At 60.7% G+C, this 19,499-nt stretch carries 16 protein-coding genes; 6 read left to right on the top strand and 10 right to left on the bottom strand.

Annotation, left to right across the window (positions count from 1 at the left end):
• The first annotated feature begins 89 nt into the window (after positions 1-89).
• The gene (locus CLR77_RS18655) at positions 90-293 is read left to right on the top strand and encodes a CopG family transcriptional regulator (protein WP_097462207.1); all 204 of its coding nucleotides are present in this window, start codon (positions 90-92) and stop codon (positions 291-293) included.
• Between the two features lie 37 nt (positions 294-330).
• On the opposite strand, the gene CLR77_RS18650 is transcribed toward CLR77_RS18655, so the two are convergent.
• Positions 331-1,035, bottom strand: a complete 705-nt coding sequence (locus CLR77_RS18650; RefSeq protein ID WP_158227243.1) for a glutathione S-transferase family protein — start codon at positions 1,033-1,035, stop codon at positions 331-333.
• 78 nt (positions 1,036-1,113) lie between these two features.
• Positions 1,114-2,250, bottom strand: coding sequence for an alanine--glyoxylate aminotransferase family protein (locus tag CLR77_RS18645; protein ID WP_097462205.1), 1,137 nt, complete (start codon positions 2,248-2,250; stop codon positions 1,114-1,116).
• 287 nt (positions 2,251-2,537) lie between these two features.
• Here CLR77_RS18645 and CLR77_RS18640 point away from each other — a divergent pair, with 287 nt between their 5' ends.
• Together CLR77_RS18640 and CLR77_RS18635 are read left to right on the top strand one after the other, a co-directional pair.
• The gene (locus CLR77_RS18640; protein WP_097462204.1) at positions 2,538-3,788 is read left to right on the top strand and encodes a diguanylate cyclase; all 1,251 of its coding nucleotides are present in this window, start codon (positions 2,538-2,540) and stop codon (positions 3,786-3,788) included.
• 143 nt (positions 3,789-3,931) lie between these two features.
• Positions 3,932-4,888: a 1-phosphofructokinase family hexose kinase gene (locus CLR77_RS18635; protein WP_097462203.1), complete on the top strand. Its 957-nt coding sequence runs from the start codon at positions 3,932-3,934 to the stop codon at positions 4,886-4,888.
• A 92-nt stretch (positions 4,889-4,980) separates the two neighbouring features.
• Here the strand turns inward: CLR77_RS18635 and CLR77_RS18630 are convergent, their stop codons facing one another.
• The 3 genes from CLR77_RS18630 to CLR77_RS18620 form a co-directional block, all read right to left on the bottom strand.
• Positions 4,981-5,436 carry a universal stress protein gene (locus tag CLR77_RS18630; protein ID WP_097462202.1) on the bottom strand — a complete coding sequence of 152 codons (456 nt, stop codon included), beginning with the start codon at positions 5,434-5,436 and terminating at the stop codon, positions 4,981-4,983.
• 15 nt (positions 5,437-5,451) lie between these two features.
• Positions 5,452-6,672: an HlyD family secretion protein gene (locus CLR77_RS18625; RefSeq protein WP_097462201.1), complete on the bottom strand. Its 1,221-nt coding sequence runs from the start codon at positions 6,670-6,672 to the stop codon at positions 5,452-5,454.
• 72 nt (positions 6,673-6,744) lie between these two features.
• Positions 6,745-8,316: a DHA2 family efflux MFS transporter permease subunit gene (locus tag CLR77_RS18620; RefSeq protein ID WP_097462200.1), complete on the bottom strand. Its 1,572-nt coding sequence runs from the start codon at positions 8,314-8,316 to the stop codon at positions 6,745-6,747.
• Positions 8,317-8,862: 546 nt separating this feature from the next.
• On the opposite strand from CLR77_RS18620, the gene CLR77_RS18615 reads away from it, so the two are divergent.
• The gene (locus CLR77_RS18615) at positions 8,863-10,830 is read left to right on the top strand and encodes a sigma-54-dependent Fis family transcriptional regulator (protein ID WP_097462199.1); all 1,968 of its coding nucleotides are present in this window, start codon (positions 8,863-8,865) and stop codon (positions 10,828-10,830) included.
• Between the two features lie 46 nt (positions 10,831-10,876).
• On the opposite strand, the gene CLR77_RS18610 is transcribed toward CLR77_RS18615, so the two are convergent.
• The 5 genes from CLR77_RS18610 to CLR77_RS18590 form a co-directional block, all read right to left on the bottom strand.
• On the bottom strand, positions 10,877-12,967 hold the full coding sequence (locus CLR77_RS18610) for a TonB-dependent receptor family protein (protein ID WP_097462198.1): 2,091 nt from the start codon (positions 12,965-12,967) through the stop codon (positions 10,877-10,879).
• Between the two features lie 48 nt (positions 12,968-13,015).
• Complete coding sequence (locus CLR77_RS18605; RefSeq protein WP_097462197.1) at positions 13,016-13,873, bottom strand: energy transducer TonB family protein; 858 nt, start codon at positions 13,871-13,873, stop codon at positions 13,016-13,018.
• Between the two features lie 113 nt (positions 13,874-13,986).
• Positions 13,987-15,114, bottom strand: coding sequence for a c-type cytochrome (locus CLR77_RS18600; protein ID WP_097462196.1), 1,128 nt, complete (start codon positions 15,112-15,114; stop codon positions 13,987-13,989).
• Positions 15,095-16,816 (bottom strand): methanol/ethanol family PQQ-dependent dehydrogenase, encoded by a 1,722-nt coding sequence (locus CLR77_RS18595; RefSeq protein ID WP_097462195.1) that lies wholly within the window; start codon positions 16,814-16,816, stop codon positions 15,095-15,097. The genes CLR77_RS18600 and CLR77_RS18595 overlap by 20 nt, the downstream gene beginning before the upstream one ends.
• Positions 16,817-17,170: 354 nt before the next feature.
• Positions 17,171-17,905 carry an OmpW/AlkL family protein gene (locus CLR77_RS18590; RefSeq protein ID WP_406564972.1) on the bottom strand — a complete coding sequence of 245 codons (735 nt, stop codon included), beginning with the start codon at positions 17,903-17,905 and terminating at the stop codon, positions 17,171-17,173.
• A 51-nt stretch (positions 17,906-17,956) separates the two neighbouring features.
• On the opposite strand from CLR77_RS18590, the gene CLR77_RS20165 reads away from it, so the two are divergent.
• Positions 17,957-18,181 carry a hypothetical protein gene (locus CLR77_RS20165; protein ID WP_158227242.1) on the top strand — a complete coding sequence of 75 codons (225 nt, stop codon included), beginning with the start codon at positions 17,957-17,959 and terminating at the stop codon, positions 18,179-18,181.
• A complete protein-coding gene (locus CLR77_RS18585) occupies positions 18,150-19,484 on the top strand; it encodes an APC family permease (protein WP_227519999.1) in 1,335 nt (444 codons plus the stop codon). The genes CLR77_RS20165 and CLR77_RS18585 overlap by 32 nt, the downstream gene beginning before the upstream one ends.
• Positions 19,485-19,499 lie beyond the last annotated feature (15 nt).

The following is a 19,499-nucleotide window of genomic DNA, read 5'->3' as shown; positions in this document are numbered from 1 at the left end:
AAATGTTACTCTTATGATCATTGAAAGTGAATGGCTGTTATTTCACAGCGAATGATGCTGGAGAAGCGCCTGCGAGGCCCCGAATATCCATGGAAAAACGTACGGCTCGGCTTACTCTGCTGATTGATCCGCAGAAAAAGGCCATTTTCGAAGAGATCTGCACCGCCCATGACCTGACGGCCTCCCAGGTGGTGCGTCGGATGATTCGCGAATACATCCAGGCGCACGGCACCCCGGAGCAGTTGGCGAGGATGCCTGGAATGACCGGTGCAGCAGGCGATGACGCGGATTGATGCTGATAGGTAGGGACTGTGACCGGTGATCCCCGCTTTAACCGGGGATCACCTGCAGGGACGCTCTGGGATGTTCGATCAGCAGTACATCCTGGTGCAGGACGTCAATGCACTTCTGGCGACTGAGTATCCTGCGTGTATAGCGTTCGATGGCTCTTGATGGCGATATCAAGCCTGACGCCGTGGTGCAATACAGGGCCGGCGCCCAGAGAATGTCTGCGGCGGAGAATCGATCGCCGAGCAGGTACGGCGTGCGGCTGACCTGATCGTCGATCTGTTGCAGCAGCGCCTCAAGGTCGTCGTCGAGTGGCCGTCGGTTTGCCGCGATATCGTGCTTCAGGAAGCGCCTGATAAATTCGGCATCGAAGTGTTTCCGGTAATAGGCCTGCGGCATCCGGTCGGCAATCGCCGGTTCAAAGGCACTGGCGTAGTCGGTCATCCAGCGCAGGTAGTCGCCCCGCTCGGCATCACTGACCGGAGGGGCAAGGTGGGCCTCAGGGAAGCGATCCGCCAGATACAGGAAGATGGCGATCTGTCCGGTGACCTGGGCATCCCGTACGCGAATGCTCAGGGACTTGGCCGATGGCGCCTGATCAAGGCGAACCGGTTGCCTGACATCCTCCTCCTGAATACGGAAAATCTCCAGTTCGTAGGGAACACCCAGCTCTTCCAGCAGAAAGAGAATGCTGGTCGAGCGGGTTCTGGGGGTATGAAAAACCACAACGCTTTCTGTTGGTTGCATCTTTCTCATCCTGAGTCGTGGGGCAGAAAGCGCATCCTAACCCAACATAGGTGTCAGTTTCTGTCAGGTATGTTGGGATTATTCTCCGGTCGCCATGTGTGAGAGCGCTTCTTCCAGGTTGAGTACCGCCCGCTCGACGTCGCGCAGTTTATCCAGCCCGAAAAGGCCGACGCGGAATGTCATGAAATCCTTCGGCTCGTCGCACATCAGCGGTACGCCCGCGGCACTCTGTATGCCTTGTTCGATGAATTTGCGGCCGCTGTGGATATCCTTGTCGCGGGTGTGGAATACGGCCACGCCCGGTGCGGCGTAGGGCGCGGCGGCGACACTCCGGAAACCCTGGCGTTCGAACAGTGCGCGTACCTTGCGCCCCAGGTCCCACTGGCGTTCACGTAACCGCTCGAAACCGTAGGCCCGGGTTTCCTTCATCGTATCCCGCAGGCGCTTGAGGGCGTCGGTCGGCATGGTGGCATGGTAGGCATGGCCGCCATTGAGGTAGGCCTCCATGATCTGCAGCCAGCGTTTCAGGTCGCAGGCGAAGCTGGTACTGCGGGTTTCTTCAAGGCTGTCACGAGCCGCCTGGCTCATCATCACCAGGGCGCAACAGGGGGAGGAGCTCCAGCCTTTCTGGGGAGCGCTGATCACGATGTCGACGCTACAGGCGCGCATGTCGACCCAGAGGGCGCCGGAGGCCACGCAATCCAATACGAAGAGGCCGCCGACCGCGTGCACGGCATCGCCCACCGCTTTCAGGTAATCATTCGGCAACACCATGCCGGCCGCCGTTTCCACGTGCGGGGCGAAAACGACTTCCGGTCGTTCGCGCTGAATGGCGGCGACCACCTCGTCGACCGGCGGCGGTGCATAGGCGGGTTGGTCGCTGCTGTCCTGGGGTTGGGCTTTGAGGACCAGGCTGGCGGACGGAATCCCGCCCATATCGAAAATCTGCGTCCAGCGATAGCTGAACCAGCCGTTGCGGATGACCAGGCATTTGCGTCCGGTGGCGAACTGACGCGCAACGGCTTCCATCCCGAAGGTTCCACCACCGGGAACCACGGCGACGGCATCCGCGTTGTAGCACTCCTTGAGCAGCGCATCGATATCACGCATGACGGTCTGGAAGACCGGCGACATGTGGTTGAGGGCGCGATCGGTGAAGACGACGGAGTATTCGAGCAGACCGTCGGGATCGACCTGGGGGAAAAGGGTAGACACGTTGGCGTTCCTGTTTCAGGCAATGAAGCGGTTATTGTCGTGAGCACATCGTCACTGAAGTATGACAGTTGTGCCTCGCAATGAAAGTCTTGGGAATTACCCTTTGGTGGAAGGGCTGCAGGGGATTCAGTGTCAAATTTGCACGGGTCGTCGTTATGCGCGAAAAAACGGAGATTTTTTCGTGAACGCCTAATGATTTTTGCTCCCATCAGCTATCCTAGGAGGCAACCCGAGATCCTATTTGCTAAAGCCCCCCTGCGCAAATGCAGGCGAGGTGCGGTATCTGCATGAACCAAAAGATTTTGCTCATCGAAGATAGCCATCTGATCACCAAGGTTCTTCGCCACGTGATCAGGACTCAGGTTGACCTTCCCTGCGACAATGTCATGACACTGGCAGAAACCCGGAAACGCCTGGAGGCGGATCCGGGGGGCTACTTCGCGGCGGTGGTTGATCTCAATCTCCCGGACGCGCCCAATGGCGAGGTGCTGGACTACGTCCTGAGTCACAAGATTCCCTGCATCGTTCTCACGGCCACCTTCGATGAGGGTAAGCGCGAGACCATTCTGCAGAAGCCGATTGTGGATTATGTGGTCAAGGAAAGCCGCCATTCCTATGAGTATGTCGCCCGCCTGTTGCGCCGGATCGTGCGCAACCGTGATATCAAAGTGTTGGTCGCTGACGACTCCGAGACCTCCCGGGCCTATGTCAGTGGTTTGCTTCGCAGCCATCAGTATCAGGTGCTGACGGCGACCAACGGCGCCGAAGCCTTGCAGATGATCCAGGGCGACCCCGCGATCAAGCTTTTGATCGTCGACTACAACATGCCGGAAATGGACGGCTTCGAGCTTACCCGGCGCCTGCGTCGGGAATACGAGCAAAGGGATCTTATCATCATCGGCTTGTCGGGCTATGGCAGCAGCCACTTGTCGGCGAAGTTCATCAAGAACGGTGCCAACGACTTCCTGATGAAGCCGTTTTTCCATGAGGAATTCCACTGCCGCGTCATGCATAACGTCGAGGCCATGGAAAATCTGGAAGCCCTGCGAGAGGTGGCGAGCCGCGATCATCTGACCGACCTCTACAATCGCCGTTACCTGTTCGAAACCGGCAGCATGCTGTATCGCCAGGCCCGCAAGAAGCAGCGCCCCTGTACGGTGGCGTTGATCGATATCGATCATTTCAAGCGGGTGAACGATACCTTTGGCCACGAGGTGGGCGACCAGGTGATTCGGGCTTTCGCCGAGCGGCTGCAAGAGCGCTTCGGCGATTACCTGGTAGCCCGGTTTGGCGGCGAGGAATTCTGTGTGGTGTTCCCCGATACGTCTTTGGAGGAGGCCGCTGGGCTGCTGGAATCCTTCCGTCAGGAGACGGAAGTGGCCAGCCTGCCCATTCCCGATGGCGATCCGTTACAGATGACCGTGAGTATCGGGGCAACCGACGCGCTGTGCAGCTGTTTCGATGACATGATGCGGCGGGCTGACGTTTCCCTGTATGCATCCAAGGAAGCGGGACGCAATCGCCTGACGACGGAATAGGGGCGCTACCGGCCTTTGCGACAGATCAAGCGATCGGCATTCCCTGCCGTTTCCCGCTGGTGAAGGGGCGTCAGCCGGCTTTATGATGCGGTCATCTTTCCGTTGATCGGCGCCATTGGCGCTTAGCCGTCCTGGAGCCTCTGATGGTCGACTCCTCCGCACAACTCCCTGTCGGTGTTCTGAGCCTGAATCCGGCTGTCGACATCACCTATGAAATCCCCAAACTGATTGCCGACCAGAAGGTCCACGCCTCCGGCTCCCGCTACGATCCGGGCGGTAACGGGATCAATGTCGGGCGAGGACTGAAAAGGCTTGGGGTTCAGGCCTGTACCTTCTGTGTCGTCGCCGGGGAGATTGGCCGCTTCCTGCGCCATCAGCTCGCGACGCAGCTGGATCAGGTCGGCTATCTGGAAGTGGAGGGCGAAACACGGATCAACGGCACCATTCTGGAAAGCCTGACGGGCGCCCAGTATGAGGTCAGTGGTGTCGGCCCTGCCGTGTCGGAGGCGCAACGGGAACATCTGCTCGAGCAGTTCGTCACCCACTGCGATGAAGGTCTCGGTGTTATCACCGGCTCGCTGCAGCCGGGCCTGCCGAAGGACCTTTACGCGGAGGCAGTGCGACGCCTGCGCGCGGCGGGCGGGCGTCCGGTTGTCGACTCTCACGACGAGATGCTGCGCTATGCGATCGATGCGCAACCCTTCCTCATCAAACCCAACCGCTTTGAGCTGGAGGCCCTGGTCGGTCGACCGCTGGCTGGCCCAAAGGACATCGTCCGGGAAGCGCGCCTATTGCTGGAGCGGGGGGTAACCTGGATTTGCGTTTCGATGGGGGCCGATGGCGCGCTGTTGGTGACGCCCACGAGTGTGCTGAAAGGGGAGCCCCCCTCGGTTCCCGTGCGCTCCACGGTTGGTGCCGGTGACTCGATGGTCGCCGGTATGGTGGCGCGATTGGCGCAGGGCGCGTCGGATGAGGAGGCTTTGCGGGAAGGGGTTGCCTGTAGTGCTGCGACGGTCATGCAGGCTGGCACCGAACTGTTCGACGAGGCGACGGTCGAGCGTCTGCGGGGTGACGTTCGGATCACGCGGCTCGCGCTGTAAACAGGTGAATGCGGTAAGGTCGGTGTGAGAGGGTAAAAATGACCGATCAACCAGCCAGATGAACTGGCACCCCCGGCTGATCGGTCTGAAACTCAGAGTCGTTTTTCGTCTTCCGGGTGCAGGGAAACAAGAACGCTGCAGCGGACGAGATCAAGGAGCTGGCGGCTCAGGGAGCCCTGCCACCAGCGTGAAAGCAGGCCCCGGTTGCGATGGCCGACAACGATCAAGTCGGCACTGATCTGCTGGGCCATCTGGCTGATTTGCTCCACTGGTTGCCCGAACGCAATGTGTCCATGCGCCTGCTTGATGCCGTGGGAGCGGATCTGGTCGAGGCCTTCGTTGACCAGTGCACTGAGCTGGGAGATTTCATTGCCTTCGACATCCTCCAGCGCATAAATCCCCTCGCCAAAAGCGCAAGAGCCCGATATCTCCATCACCGAAAGCAGGTGCACTTCGGCGCCGCACAGGGCAGCTAATTCGATGCCCTCGGCAAGGGCGACACGCCCCTCATGAGAACCGTCGAACGCCAGCAGGATCTGTCGGTACATGGTTAACCTCCTCTGTTAATGGCCGCCACTTCGGATATCCACATCCACTTCAACCATCATGCCGGGGCTTAAGGCGGCTTTGGGTCCTTTATCGATTGCGATGCGCACCGGAATGCGCTGCGTGATCTTGGTGAAGTTCCCCGATGGATTGGGGTCGGGCAACAAGGCGAACTGGCTGGTGGCCGCACGACCGATAACCTGGACATGGCCCTGGTAGTGCGTGTCGGGATACGCATCCACACGGATGTCCACCGGCTGGCCCACCTTCAGCTCGCCAATCTTGGTCTCCTTGATCTTGGCCACGATCCAGACATCCGTGGGCGCATGCATCATCAGGATCGGCTGACCCGGTGACACGTATTCCCCCGATTCGGCAAGGGTCTTGTCGACGATGCCATTAAGCGGGCTGCGTACCGTCATGTCGTTGAGGTGGACCTGCTGGTGCTGCAGATCCGCCTTGGCTTGGGCCAGTTCCTGCTCGGTGACTTTCAGTTGAGCACGCAGCAGGTTCGGATTGGGCAGAACCATCTGCGGTGAACTCATCAGGCCGGTCTGGGCATTTTCCAGCGCCGTATGGTCGACCACGACCTGGCGCTTGGCCCGCTCGTAATCGGCCAGTGCCGAGAGATAATTATAGTAGTCCTCATCCCGTTTCTGGGCGGATACGGCGCCCGAGTGCACCAGGTCCTTGGAACGCTTATAGGTTTTTTCGGCGGAATCCATAACCGCCTTGGCGGCTTGCAGCGCGGATTCGTCTGCCTGTAGCTCGTCCCGCGTCTCCTTGATGCCGCCGTTCAGTTGGTCCTTGGAAAGCTGAATTCGTTGCTGCTCATAGGCAATCTTGGCCTGCATACCGGCGACTTTGGCCTGGAGAGCCTGGAGCCGAAGCTGGTCGGGACGGTCATAAAGCTGTGCGACGATGTCATCCCGGCTGAGCGAGTCACCCTCGATCAGGGAAAAATGGGTGATGCGTCCCGGCAGGCGGCTACTCACCGTGATCTCATGGGTCACGATGCTGGCATCGTCGCCGCTGACATGGGTGTGCTGATAGTAGAACCAGCGTCCGACCCAGATCAGGGCTGCGACGGCGATGGCCAGGAACAGCACGAGCTTGACGACCCGAAAGGGTCCCTTGCTGCGGGCGGCTTTCGGCGTGCCAGCCGGTGCATCCACCGTATTCTTGTCAGCGGTGTTCTTGTCAACCGTAGTCTTGTCAACCGTGTACTTGTCAACCATGGTAATCGGATTCCCCATTCGGACAGATATCGAAGCGTTCTTAAGGTGGCGACTCGCAGCGGCGCTGCACCCCTACCCTTTGTTGGTGTCGCTGTCACCGGACCAGCCAGCCCAGCGGCTCAGCAGCCAGGACGGTATGGCAACCAGCACCAGTGCGGCGACGACCGCCCAGAAGCCGTCCTGAAAGGCGAAAATCGATGCCCAGAGGCCGTCTATCTTGCCGATTGCACGCAGGGAGGCTATCTGCTGGTACATAGCGTTGGTGCCCACCGCTGCCGCTGCGGCATGGAGTTCAGCCAGGGTGTGCATGGCGACAGCGTTGCCCGCGTTCAATCCCGCGGTGAGATTGTCGCTGTGAAACAGGGTGCGCCGATCCATCATGGTCACCAGTGCCGCCGTGCCGAAGGCGCCCCCCAGCTGCAGGGCGAAATTGATAGCGCCTGACCCGTAGCCGATCAATTTCGGCGGCAGCGAAGCGATGGCACGGGACAGTGTCGGTGGTGGAAAGGCGGCCATGCCCACGCTCAGCAATGCCATGGAGGTGGCCAGCGAGGCAAAGGAGGTATGCCAGTCCACATGCGCCATCCGGTAGACCGCAAAAATGGCGAAGGCGAGGCCCGGTAGCGTCAGGTAATGCGGTCTCATGCGGTCGCTGAGCTTGCCGACCAGCGGCACCAGAATCCCGAGTACCAGGGTGGAGGGCAGGAACAGCTTGCCCGCCGTAATCGGGTCATAGTGCAGCACACCCTGCACGAAGTCCGGCAGCAGATACATGATCGCGTAGAAGGCACCGCCGAACAGGAACAGGCAGATTGCACCCATCAGGAAGCCCTTGTTGGCGAAGATCGCCAGATCCACGAGGGGCTTTTCAACGCGCCGCTCCCAAAGGATGAACAGCGTTCCTATGGCCAGCGAAAAGCTGATCAGACCCACAACGCCACCGCTGTTCCAGCCCCAGCGCTGGCCGTTGGAGAGTGCGGCCAACAGCGCGAAGATGGCGATAAACAGCGATGTTGCGCCAAACCAGTCGAAGGCCGGTCGCGGGCCGCGGCTCTCCCGCGGCGGCAGGAAGTAGTAGCCCATGACGATGGCGGCGAGACAGATGGGCGGCACGATGAAAAAGACATAACGCCAGTTGTAGGTGTCCACCAGCCAGCCACCGATGACGGTGGCCAGGGTCAGCGGCAGCCCCAGACTCATGCCGTACATAGCGGTCGCCATACCGCGCTGACTGGGCGGATAGACGGCGAACAACGCTTCGAGAGCCACAGGCCGGACCAGGCCGGTCATCGCGCCCTGAATGATCCGTGAAGCGATGATCGCGCCCATGCCGGTTGCCGTGCCGCCCAGGAAGGAGGCTGCAATAAACACCGCTAACAGGCCGATATAGGTGGCCCGCTGGCCAAAGGCACTGACCAGCCAGGGCGCGACCAACAAGGCTACCGTGGTGGCGGCGAGAAAACCGGTGGACAGCCACTGCACCTGATCCGCACTCATGCCGAAGGCCCCTTTGATGTAAGGGGTCGCAACGTTGACGATGGTAATGGACATGCCAAGCGCCACCAGGCCGAGCAGCACGGTCAGGGTGACCAGCCACTGATATTTCGGGCCATAGCGCTCGAACAGGATCTCCACTTGTGTCATGGGGCTCCCGGGAACGACTCGACGGGTAAATAAGGGGGACTATTGTATAGGCTGTAAATAATTAGTAAACAATTTATAAGATGACTTTCGGATAATGCTGAGACGCAAGTCAAGGCGCTGTTCCTGCTGTGGCTGTGACGCCTGCTGGTAGGTATCGAGGCGATCGAAACGCTGTTCCCGGAATCACTGGTAGTGCTCGACCCAGCCGGCATGGAAATATCGAACGGCTCGGGCGGGGCTCAAGAGGTGGCTCCGGTTGATGTTGGTCAAGACGCGGTGCCGTCTTCCCGGGTCGGCTGTGCGTAAGCCAACTTCCTGACATTCCTGCGGAACAACACCCCCTCGACTTTCGTATCTATAGACTTATGGCCGGTATACGGACATTGCTTGCCGGCGCGGTGTCCGGTTTAATGGTGGAGACTGTTTTTTGAACAGCCGTACGTCTGGCGACTGGGTTAGGCGCTGTCATTGCAGCGGATACGCGCTACCGCTGCCCGTTGGAGGTGATAGTGGCCATATCAGCCGGGCGATGAAGGAGTGAAAATAATGACAAGACCTTCAGATGGCGGCGGCAATCAGATAGATGTCGCTCGTACTGCCTTTTTCGAACGGGGAGAGGTCGCGCAGGGATTGCTCGATGAGGTGATCACGCGCTCCTGGCAGCGTTGTGCATTGCAACATGTGCCGGAAGACGTGCGGGATGTGCGGCATTGTTCCGGCACCGAACTCCGTATGCTCCGGGAACAGAACCAGGAGTTGATCACCTATGCCCGGCCTGAACTCGAGAGTCTCTATCAGCAGATCGCCCATACCAGCAGTTCAGTCATCCTGACCGATGCGCATGGTGTTCTGTTGTATAGCATGGGCGATGCCGAATTCCTGAACCGGGCCGAACGCGTTGCCCTGCAGGCGGGGGCCTGTTGGGACGAACTCAACCGGGGAACCAATGCCGTCGGCACGGCGCTGGTGGAGCGGCGTCCGGTCGTGGTCCACGGACCCGAACATTATCTCAACAGCAATCGCTTTCTGACCTGTTCCGCAACGCCGATCCTCAGTCCGACCGGCGACCTGCTCGGTGTGCTGGATGTCTCCGGCGATCATCGCTCTCGACAGTTACATACCATAGGATTGGTCCGGATCAGCTCCACCCTGATCGAAAACCGGCTGTTCCGGGCCCGTTATGCGGGCTGCCTGATGCTGGCATTCCATCATCGCCGCGACTACGTCGGGGCCCTTTGCGAGGGCCTGGCGGCCTTTTCCGGCGATGGCATCCTGCTGGCCCTCAACCGTTGTGCCGAGGAACAGCTGGGTGAGCCCCGCCGCTATCTGCTGGGACAGCGCTTCGAGGCCCTGTTCGATCTGCCCTTCCCCAAGCTTATGGATCGCCTGCGTCTGGCCGGCTCCGATCTGGTGAGCCTGAACCGTACGGATGGCTCCGCGCTCTATGTCGTGGGTAGCGGTTCGATGGTCAATGAGCGGGGCGCCACCTACGCTTCCTTCGATACGGCGCCCGGGCGGCCTGGCCCGGCTGCCCGTCCGTCGCAGCCGACGCTCAGTCTCGCTCACCTGGACCTGGGCGACCCTCAGGTAAGCGAGGTGCTGAGCAAGGCTCGCCGGATTCTGGGGCGTCAGATTGCAGTATTGATCGAGGGCGAGACTGGTACAGGGAAGGAGGTGCTGGCGAATGCGTTGCACCAGGCGGGCAGTCGCCGTGGGGGACCGCTGGTCAGCATCAATTGTGCAGCGGTACCGGAGTCCTTGATCGAGGCGGAACTGTTCGGCTATCAGCCGGGCGCTTTTACCGGCGCCAATCGCAAGGGCGCGCCAGGGAAAATCCTGCAGGCGAATGGCGGCACCCTGTTCCTCGATGAGATTGGCGATATGCCGTTGCATTTGCAGACCCGTTTGTTGCGGGTGCTGCAGGAGCGACGGGTCGTGCCGCTTGGCGGGACCGAGGCGATCGATGTCGATTTCGACCTGATCAGCGCTACCAACCAGGATATCCGCGAGCAGGTTAGTTGCGGCGCCTTCAGGGCGGATCTCTACTACCGTCTCAATGGCCTGCTGCTGCGCTTGCCGCCGTTGCGATGCCGCACCGATATGCAGGCCCTGGTGAGACAGTTGCTGGAAGTGGAGGCCGAGGGCGAGGTGCCGGTCGTTTCCGAGAGGGTCATGCAACTTTTCCGGTCGCACCCGTGGCCAGGCAATATCCGCCAGTTGGCGAATGTCCTGCGTACGGCATTGGCCATGCGGGATGAGGGCGAAGTCCTGGAAACCTGCCACCTGCCGGAGGACTTTCTGCAGGATTCGCAGCCCCTGCTGTCTGCGACGGATGTGGATACGAGCACCTATCCAACCGCGCATTCCCTGCAGGATGTTGCCAAACAGGCGATTGTGGCTGCGCTGGCTCGTCACGACGGCAATGTGTCGGCGGCGGCGCGGTCCCTGGGCATCAGCCGTACCACTCTCTATCGACGGTTGAAACAGGGGGATGTCGACGGCGTTCGGATATGATGCTGAGGCGATGCGGGCGGCCGGTCCAGGGCCACCCGCCCTGTTGTCAGAAGGTATATGCCGCTTTGACCCCTACCAGGAAATTCCGGTTTGGGGCCGGCTCGTAATAGCGGCCGTTCTTGTCGGCCACGACAATGGCGCCGACGTATTGCCGGTCGAACAGGTTGTTCACCCGTACGAACTCATCGAAACGCCAATGCCGGGGTGTTTGGCTGAACCCCGCCCGCCAGTCCGCCACGGTATAGCCTGCCGCAGATGCCGAATTTACGTCATCCACATAGACCCTGCTTTGCACGCGGCCGTCCAATACGCTGTAGAAGCCACTGTGGGACGCATCCCAACGCAGCTCTCCGTAAGCATCCGAGTGCGGTACGGCCGGTAACTGGCGACCGTCGAGAGTCCCCCCGTTGAAGCGGGCGTCCAGATAGGTGTACGCCAGGTAGGTGCTGAAACCGTGGTCGAGGTCCGACTGCATGCTCAGTTCCACGCCGTCACGCCGGGTGTCTCCGCCGTTCTTGTAACTGGTCCGGCCTGCGCTGGCGTTGGCGACGACGATTTCGTCGTGGGTGTCGATATGGAACAGTGCCAGCTTGGCTTCGGTGGCATCGCCCAGGAACGCCTTGATACCGGTCTCGTAATTGCGGCTGGTGCTGGGTTTCAGGTCGAAGTTGAGCCCGGTGCTGCCATCGGGCCGGTACGCCAGTTCAGCAAAGGTTGGTGTTTCGAAGCCGTGACCGTAATTCGCGTAGAGGTTAACGGCAGGCGTCAGGTGATAGAGCACGCCGATTACCGGGTTGGTACTTCGAAAACGCAGGGAGCCGCTGTCGTCCGGATTGGTGCTGGTGATGAAATAGTCTCGTGAGTCGAACTTCACGAAACTGTGACGGACACCGGCGGTCAGCGACCAGCGTCTTGCGAAGTCCCATTGCCCCTGCAGGTACTGGTCGATCGTGTAGACGGTGTCGTCCTCATCGCGGCGCAGCGCGCCCTGGTCGCCATTGTTGTTGACGAAGCCGCGACGACGATCGGTCATGCCGTCGTAGTTGAGTCCGAGGGTCCAGCGCAGGGGGGTGCTGGCCAGGGTTGTCTGGTGGGTCCAGCGGGCGTCTGCCCCCTGGAAGTGCCGGTTCAGGTCAACCACGCCGCCCGAGGAGAGTCCCCATGTACCGCTGAACGGCAGGTATTGCGTCACATGCCGTTGCCCTCCGTATCCCAGGAGCCGCAGGCTGTCATTTGCCGTCAGCTGTGCGTTGTACACCAGTCCGGCCTGGCGGTGCCGCACGCTTTTACGGGTGTTGTAGGTATAGGCCTTGTCAACGGCCTGGCGGGGGTCGGCTTCCATCTGTGCCCGGGTCAGCCCCAGCGGATCCTGGGTGTCCGGCTGGTCCAGGCCATTGAGCAGAAGCTCCAGGTTGTGACGGTCATCGATCCGGTAGCGGAACTTGGCATTGACGTGATTCCAGTGCGCCGCGCTGTGCGCCCGGTAGCCGCTGGTCTCGAAATGCTCGTAATCCATCAGGTAGTTGAGACCCCCTGCCTGGCCGCCCAGTTGCGTGTCGTTGCGGGAGGTGCTGTAGCTGCCCAGGGTGAGTTCGTGTGAAAGCCGGGGCGTTCGGGGACCGTCGGCGGTGAAGGCCTGGATGACGCCACCGGAGGAGTTCCCGTAGAGCGCGGAAAAGGGGCCGCGCAGAAACTCGATGCGTTGGGCTGAACCCAGTGAGAGCACGGATGGCATGCCCTGGCCGTCCGGCATGGTCAAGGGGATGCCGTCCATCAGCAGGCGGACGCCCCGCACCCCGAAGGCCGCCCGTGCACCAAAGCCGCGGGAGGATATCTGCGGGCCCTGGGCATAGTTCTGGCGGTCGTTGACGACGACGCCGGGAATCCGCTGTGCCGTTTCCGACAGGCTGGTCTGCGCCTGGCCCTGATGGATCTGCTGACTGTCGACACTGTCGATGGAGAGGGGCAGGTCGAAGCTCGATTGGGGAATCCGGGTCGCGGTCACGACGACCGGAGCCAGTTGTGTCGTCGTTGTCGCGCCTTGGGCAAAGACGGTGTTTGCCAGGGTACAGCCGAGAGCGAGGCAGGTGGCCCGGCGCTTGAATCTGGGCGGTAGATGGAACGGACTGTGATGCATGGCTTCCTCTTGTTTTTATAAGGTGGTTTGAAGGCTTTGGTCGGAGGTTCAACCGGACAGGACGAAGTCCACCGGTACGGTCAGGGTCTGTGCTCCTGCAGGGGGGCGTACCGCTTCCAGCGCGGCCTGAATCAGCTTTAGTGCTTCCCTGTCGAGAATGGGGTAACCGCAGGAGTGTTCCAGGCTGAGCGAGCGAATGCTGCCGTCGTCCGCCATCCGGGCGCGAACGCGCACCTGTCCCTGCCAACCCCGAAGGCGAGCCAGCTTGGGATAGCGGCGATGATTGGCAACCCAGCGTTCGAGGTCGCGGCGGAAGCGCGCGGACTGGCTCCCTTTGTCGGGCGCGAGAGTCGCTGGTGTGACGGCGGGATTTAGCGGCACTGTTTGAGTAACGGGGATGGGTGCCGTTGTCGGCTCAGCAGTGGGGCGCGCGATTGCCTTTGCCGGAGCGGGGGGCGCATGGACGGGATGTTCCCGCATGCGTTCCTCAGTGTGGGCTTGTGGTTCTGCGGAGTGCTTCGTCACGTGGGGCTGCGGCTGGGTTCGGTGTGCTGCCGGTTTTGTCCGGGCGAGGGTGGTTATGGGTTTCTTGGCCACCTGATGGGGTTGTGCGGGTATGGTGCGCAGCATGCGGCGCTGACTCAGGATAGGGGGCCGGCTGGCTGACAGCGTCGCGGGTGACGGCGACGGAGCCAGCATCACCAGGTGGATCGTCTGGGGTGAACGATGTGCGGTATGACGTGGCACGATGCCGGCGGGAAGGGCCAGACTCGCCGCGAGGTGCAACCCCAGGGAGACCGCCACAGCGACCAGCACGCCCCCGAAACGGTGTGATGACATCGAGAGGCGCCAAATGGCCGCCTCTTCCAGTTTCAGTTCCGCCAGGTTGGCGGTCGTCAGGCTCATGCGGTTTACCTGCTTCGACGTGAAACACCACTAGCCGCGGGTTGTCTCGTCAGGTGCCGGTTATGGGTGCCCGACGAGACGGTAAGCCCTCCATGGCCACCGGACGGTGCTGGTCAGTCGGTCGTGGCCTGGGCGAGGCTCGTGGGATCACCGTGGGAGATGAGTGGCGTCTTCGACACCGTCGCCTGCTGATAGGTCAGGGCCTGCGAGCCGGCGCTGTAGCCATTCTGCTGCAGGATGAAGGCCATCAAGGCCGCATACTGCTTGTGCGTCAGGCTGCCAGGCGATCCCGCAGGCATCTGGGTCGACAGGAAGGAGAACATGCCGCCGACGGTAAAGTTATCGTCGGGGCTGGCGAAGCCGGGGCCCTTGAGTGCAGGGCCCACGACGCCTTCCATGTTGGCGCCATGGCAGGCGGCACAATGGCTGGCAAACAGCTGTTTTCCTTCAATGGCCTGTGCCTGTGAGAAGAGTTGCGGCCCGCTCTTGGTCTGGGGCTTGCCCAGTTGGACGAGTTCACCCTTCTGCGCCATCTGCTTCACGATACGATTGAAGGTTGCGGCCTCCTGCTTGGAACGGTCGGCATAGAGGGCGGCAATCATCCACTTGGCGTGAGGCAGGTCCAGGGGGTGGTAGGCGATCTTGGTGCCACCGGCCTTTTTGCTGGCATTCTGCAGGGAGGGTTCCCAGAGAATGGCCGCCTTGACCTTGTGCGCCTGCAGGGCCTTCACGCTGTCTTCGTCGGTGTTGAAAATGTCCGGCTTGAGGCCGGGACGGTTGACGAAGAACAGGTTTGCCGGGGTGTTGTAGGTGACCCCGACAGAGGTGCCGGCCGGCAGCGACTTCCAGGCCGGAGGCTGGGTCAGGCCGGCCAGAACAAAACCGGTGTCACGGTAACCGACCGTATGGTGAAGGCCCATGAACGACCAGTCGCCGCCTTTCTCGACGGGGAATCCCATCACCAGCGCACAGGTCTTGTTCGCCATGTCGACGAAACGATGCGGGCTGAAACCGTCGTCGTCATCGCGCTCCCGGCTGTTGAAGGTCACGATATCGGCCTGGCGACCTTCAGCCTTGGCGACGGCCTTGACGAGTTCGCGATCGAAGGATGCGTTGGGATTGGCGGTATCGACGCAGGCCCGCAGTGGCTGGGCAGCCTCCGCCCGGTGCGGGAGCACCAGGGCGAAGGCTGCGGTTGCCAGCAAGCTCGCGATCAGACGATTACTTGATAGCAAAGACATACAACTCGCCTCCTCGGGGGATATCCGCGACCGCTTTTGCCTGGGCCATCTGGCCACCCCAGATCGGTGTGGCACCGCCCCAGCCCGCCATCACGGCGACATACTGGTGACCATCGACTTCATAGGTGGTTGGGACCCCGATGATGCCGGAAGCCAGTTTCGGGCTCTTCCACAACACCTTGCCGGTCTTGCCGTCGAATGCCATGAAATGGCCGTCGATGCTACCGCTGAAGACCAGGCCGCTGGCGGTCGCAACCATACCGTCGTTCCAGGGGAGTTTCGACTTGTAGGACCAGACCTGTTTGCCGTTGTTGATGTCGATGGCCTGGACCTCACCCCAGCCCTTGCTGCCGGGTTCGGGCTTGATCTTGAAGGTCTCGCCGAGATAGGGCAGGCCGGCCATATAGGCGACGCTGGTGCCTTTCATCGTCATACAGGCGTGCAGGGTCGGGACGAAGGCCAGTCCCTCTTTCGGGTTGATCGCCATCGGCCACCAGTTCTTGCCGCCGAGGAAGCTCGGGCAGGTGAAGATTTCCTTGCCGACATCCGGATACAGGGCCTGGTTTTCGATGGGTTCGCCATCGGCCTTGTGATCGGTGACGGATGTCACCTTGGTGAAGGGCTCGGCATACAGGAACTTGCCATTGGTGCGATCGAGAGCATAGAACCAGCCGTTGCGGTCCGCGTGCAGCAGCGCTTTCACCCGCTTGCCCTTGAAGGTGATGTCGGCCAGTACGCTGTGGTTGACGCCGTCATAATCCCAGGTGTCGTGTTCCGTGTACTGATAGTGCCACTTGATCTTGCCGGTATCCGGATCGAGTGCCAGTACGGAGTCGCTGTACAGGTTCTTGCCCGGACGTAATTTGGCCAGCCAGGGACCGGGGTTGCCAACGCCCCAGAACAGTGTGTGGGTTTCCGGGTCATAGCTGCCGGTCAGCCAGGCGGGTGCGCCGGCGTGCTTGTAGGCGCCTTTGGGCCAGGTATCGCCGTTGGGTTCATTGGGCGTGGGCACCGTATAGCGCTTCCACACCTGCTTGCCGGTCTTCGCGTCCAGCGCCACGATAAAGTCGCGGGCGCCGTATTCGCCGCCGGATTCGCCGACCACCACCTTGTCATCGACGATCAGTGGTGCCACGGTCATCGCATAGCCGACGCCCGGGTCCTGCAGCTTCTTATCCCACTGCACTTTCCCGGTTTTGGCGTCCAGTGCGACCACGTGATTGTCCAGCGTCGCCATATAGACGTTGTCGCCGAACAGCGCCGCACCGCGATTGACGACGTCACAGCAGACGGTTTTCAGTGCGCGTTTGCTGAGCGGCTTTTTGTAGGTCCAGAGAACCTTGCCGCTGGTCGAGTCCAGCGCGACCAGGTGATCCAGTGGCGTGGTGATAAACATGTAATGGCCGTTGACGATGGGCGCGCCTTCGTGCCCCTGTTTCAGGCCGGTCTTATAGGTGAAGGCCGTTTTCAGATCCTTGACGTTCTCCGGCGTGATCTGCTTGAACGGCGCATAGGCGTTACTGTTGTAGGCTCGCCGGTACATCAGCCAGCCGCTATCGCTCTCGGCGTGCAGCAGGCGTTGCTGGGTTACGGCGGGATAGTCGGACGTGGCGGCCTGAGAGGTGGCCGAAAGTCCGCAGGTTGTGGCGATGGCACAGGCCAACACCAGGCCAGAGGCATGGCGATGTCGCTTTGTTGTCATTATTTTCCTCCAATGGGTCTTCCCGTAGTGGGGGCTATGTCTGTCGACGCTGTTGTTGTTAGGGCGTCGGGGACATCGGAGGTCCTGAGCAACCGACATGCCAAAGAAAACTCGGTGATTACGGAGGAGTAAAAATATCTTTTTGGTCAGTGAGTTGGATGAGGTGGCTTAGGGCGGGGCAGTGACATCACCAGCTGGAACGGGCGAGTGTCCACTGTTCAGAACTGAAACAGTTGTCGCGAATCTGAACGGCCTGACAGTTGAATGGTGTGGCGGCGAGGATGTGATATCGCGGTGGAAGGTTTCAAAAAGGCGCCACCCGAAGGCGGCGCCGCATCCTCAACGGGGAGAGGATTAGAACTTGAAGTAGGCACCAACCATGTAAACCATGGGGTTGATGTTGACGTCGACCTTGGAAGTCACTTCACCGACATTGGTTTGCGATTTGATGGTCGCGGTGGTTTCAATGTTCGCCCACCAGATGCCGGCATTGAGACCGATACGGTCGGTCAGCTTATAATCGGCGCCGAGTTCGGCTGCGACACCGAAAGAGTCCTGCAACTTCATGGTCGATGACGTCGCGGTGACGCCACTGACACCCTGGAGCTGCGCCAGCGTACCGATGTTGTTGGTCAGCGCGTCGGTTGTGTGTTCCTGGAAGAAGTGGGTGTAGTTGACGCCGATACCGACATAGGGTTGGAAGACGCTAGCGCCGCCCAGCGGGTAGTATTGCAGGGTCAGTGTCGGCGGCAGCTGTTTGGTCGAACCCAGTTTGCCCAGGCCGCTGATGGCGCCGGTGGCCTTGATGTCATGCTGGAAAGGCGTTGCCGCCAGCAGCTCGACGCCGAGGTAAGGGCGTAGCATATAGGTAAAGCTCAGGCCCAGCTGGGTGTCCGAATCGACACCGACACCGGTACCTTGCACATCACCCAGGTTGGGGTCAGTAATGCGGATGTGCCCGCTGCTGTCGTTGGGCGCGACCACGATCGGACCGGTACGGATGAGAAAGTCTCCCGCATCGTGAGCCGTGGCCAGCGGCGAAAACGCCAGGCTGGTAAGCGCGCTGACAGCCAGCAGTTTGCGATACAACATAGGATGCTCCTCCTGATTTTAAGGGCTTAACGCTTGAAAAGTCGTAACATGCAAGCATCTTATTTCCGCACGGTTTGTAAGGATTTGACGCGGCTCAATATTCCTGTCCCGTCAGCGGTGGCAACTGGGATCGTGCTGTCCTGCGTCAACTTTTTGGTAGGTCAGTTCGGCCAGTGCATCCTCGGGATTGACACTTATCCCCTAAACGCCCGTCGGATTGCGCCGGCGGGCAAAAAAGCCTTTGGAGAGCCTTACCCTGAAAACAAGCACTGAAGACAGTCGACAAATTACCTTCTGGGGCGCCGTTTCCATTGGCGTGGGGGGGATGGTCGGCGGCGGGATTTTCGCCGTTCTGGGGTTGGCCGTGCTCCTGGCGGGCGGCGCAGCACCGTTATCGTTCCTCATTGCGGGTGTGGTGGCGCTGCTGACTGCCTACTCCTACGCCAAACTGTCGGTGACCTATCCCAGTCAGGGGGGCACCGTTATCTTTATCGACAGGGCCTTCGGCATTGACCTGTTCACCGGCGGACTGAACAACCTGTTATGGCTGAGCTATATCGTCACCCTGTCGCTGTATGCGGTGGCCTTTGCCAACTACGCGGCGACCCTGTTCCCGGCCGATACGCCGGTGCTCAGGCATCTGCTGATCAGCGGCGGTATCCTGGTGCCGACGCTGCTGAATATGACCAGCCCGAGGTTGATCAGCCGCACGGAGACCTATGTGGTCGCCATCAAGATCGCCATTCTGGTGCTGGTCGTCGTGTGTGGCTTCTTTACCATCGATCCTGCGCGTATTGCCCCGGCCACCTGGTCGACACCCCTGTCGATCGTGGGTGCGGCGATGATCATGTTCGTCGCCTATGAAGGCTTCGAGCTGATCGCCAATACGGCCACCAATGTGACGAATTACAAGGTCACCCTGCCGAGGGCCTATTACACCTCGGTGATTTTCGTCATCGTGCTCTATACGTTGATCGCGATGGTCACGGTCGGCGCCCTGTCACCGGCCAAGCTCGCCGGTGCGGCGGATTTTGCGCTGGCGGAGGCGGCAAAACCCTCGCTGGGACCGGTCGGTTTCGGTTTGGTGGCCGTGTCGGCGATCCTGGCGACGTTTTCGGCGATCAATGCCACGCTCTATGGCTCAGCGAGGCTGGCCTACACCATTGCGGAAGAGAACGAACTGCCGCCTTTCCTCGGAAAGAAACTCTGGAACCAGCCGGTTGCAGGCCTGTTGCTGACGGCCTTGCTGGCCTTGTTCCTGTCGAATCTGGCCGACCTGACCAGCATCTCGACGATGGGCAGTGCGGGCTTCCTGGTGATCTTCGCGGCCGTTAACGCAGCCAATGTCGTCAAGGCCCCTGAGACCGGCAGTCGCCGGTCCATCGCCTTGCTGGGGGTGACGGCCTGCCTTTTCGCCCTGGTGGCGCTGGTATGGCGTACGTTTCGCGACGATCCGGAGCAGTTGTGGGTGCTCGGTATCATGATCGCGCTGGCGTTTGTGATCGAGGTCGCCGTGGCGGTCATTTACGGGCGTCCAGGCCAGGAAGCGGGGTTCAGCCGGCAGCGTATCGACTAACCTGACCTGATGGCG

The sequence above is a fragment of the Mangrovitalea sediminis genome, from assembly GCF_002514725.1.
In the GTDB taxonomy this organism is placed as follows: Bacteria; Pseudomonadota; Gammaproteobacteria; order Pseudomonadales; family Oleiphilaceae; genus Mangrovitalea; species Mangrovitalea sediminis.
This window is presented reverse-complemented; position numbering and strand designations above follow the sequence as displayed.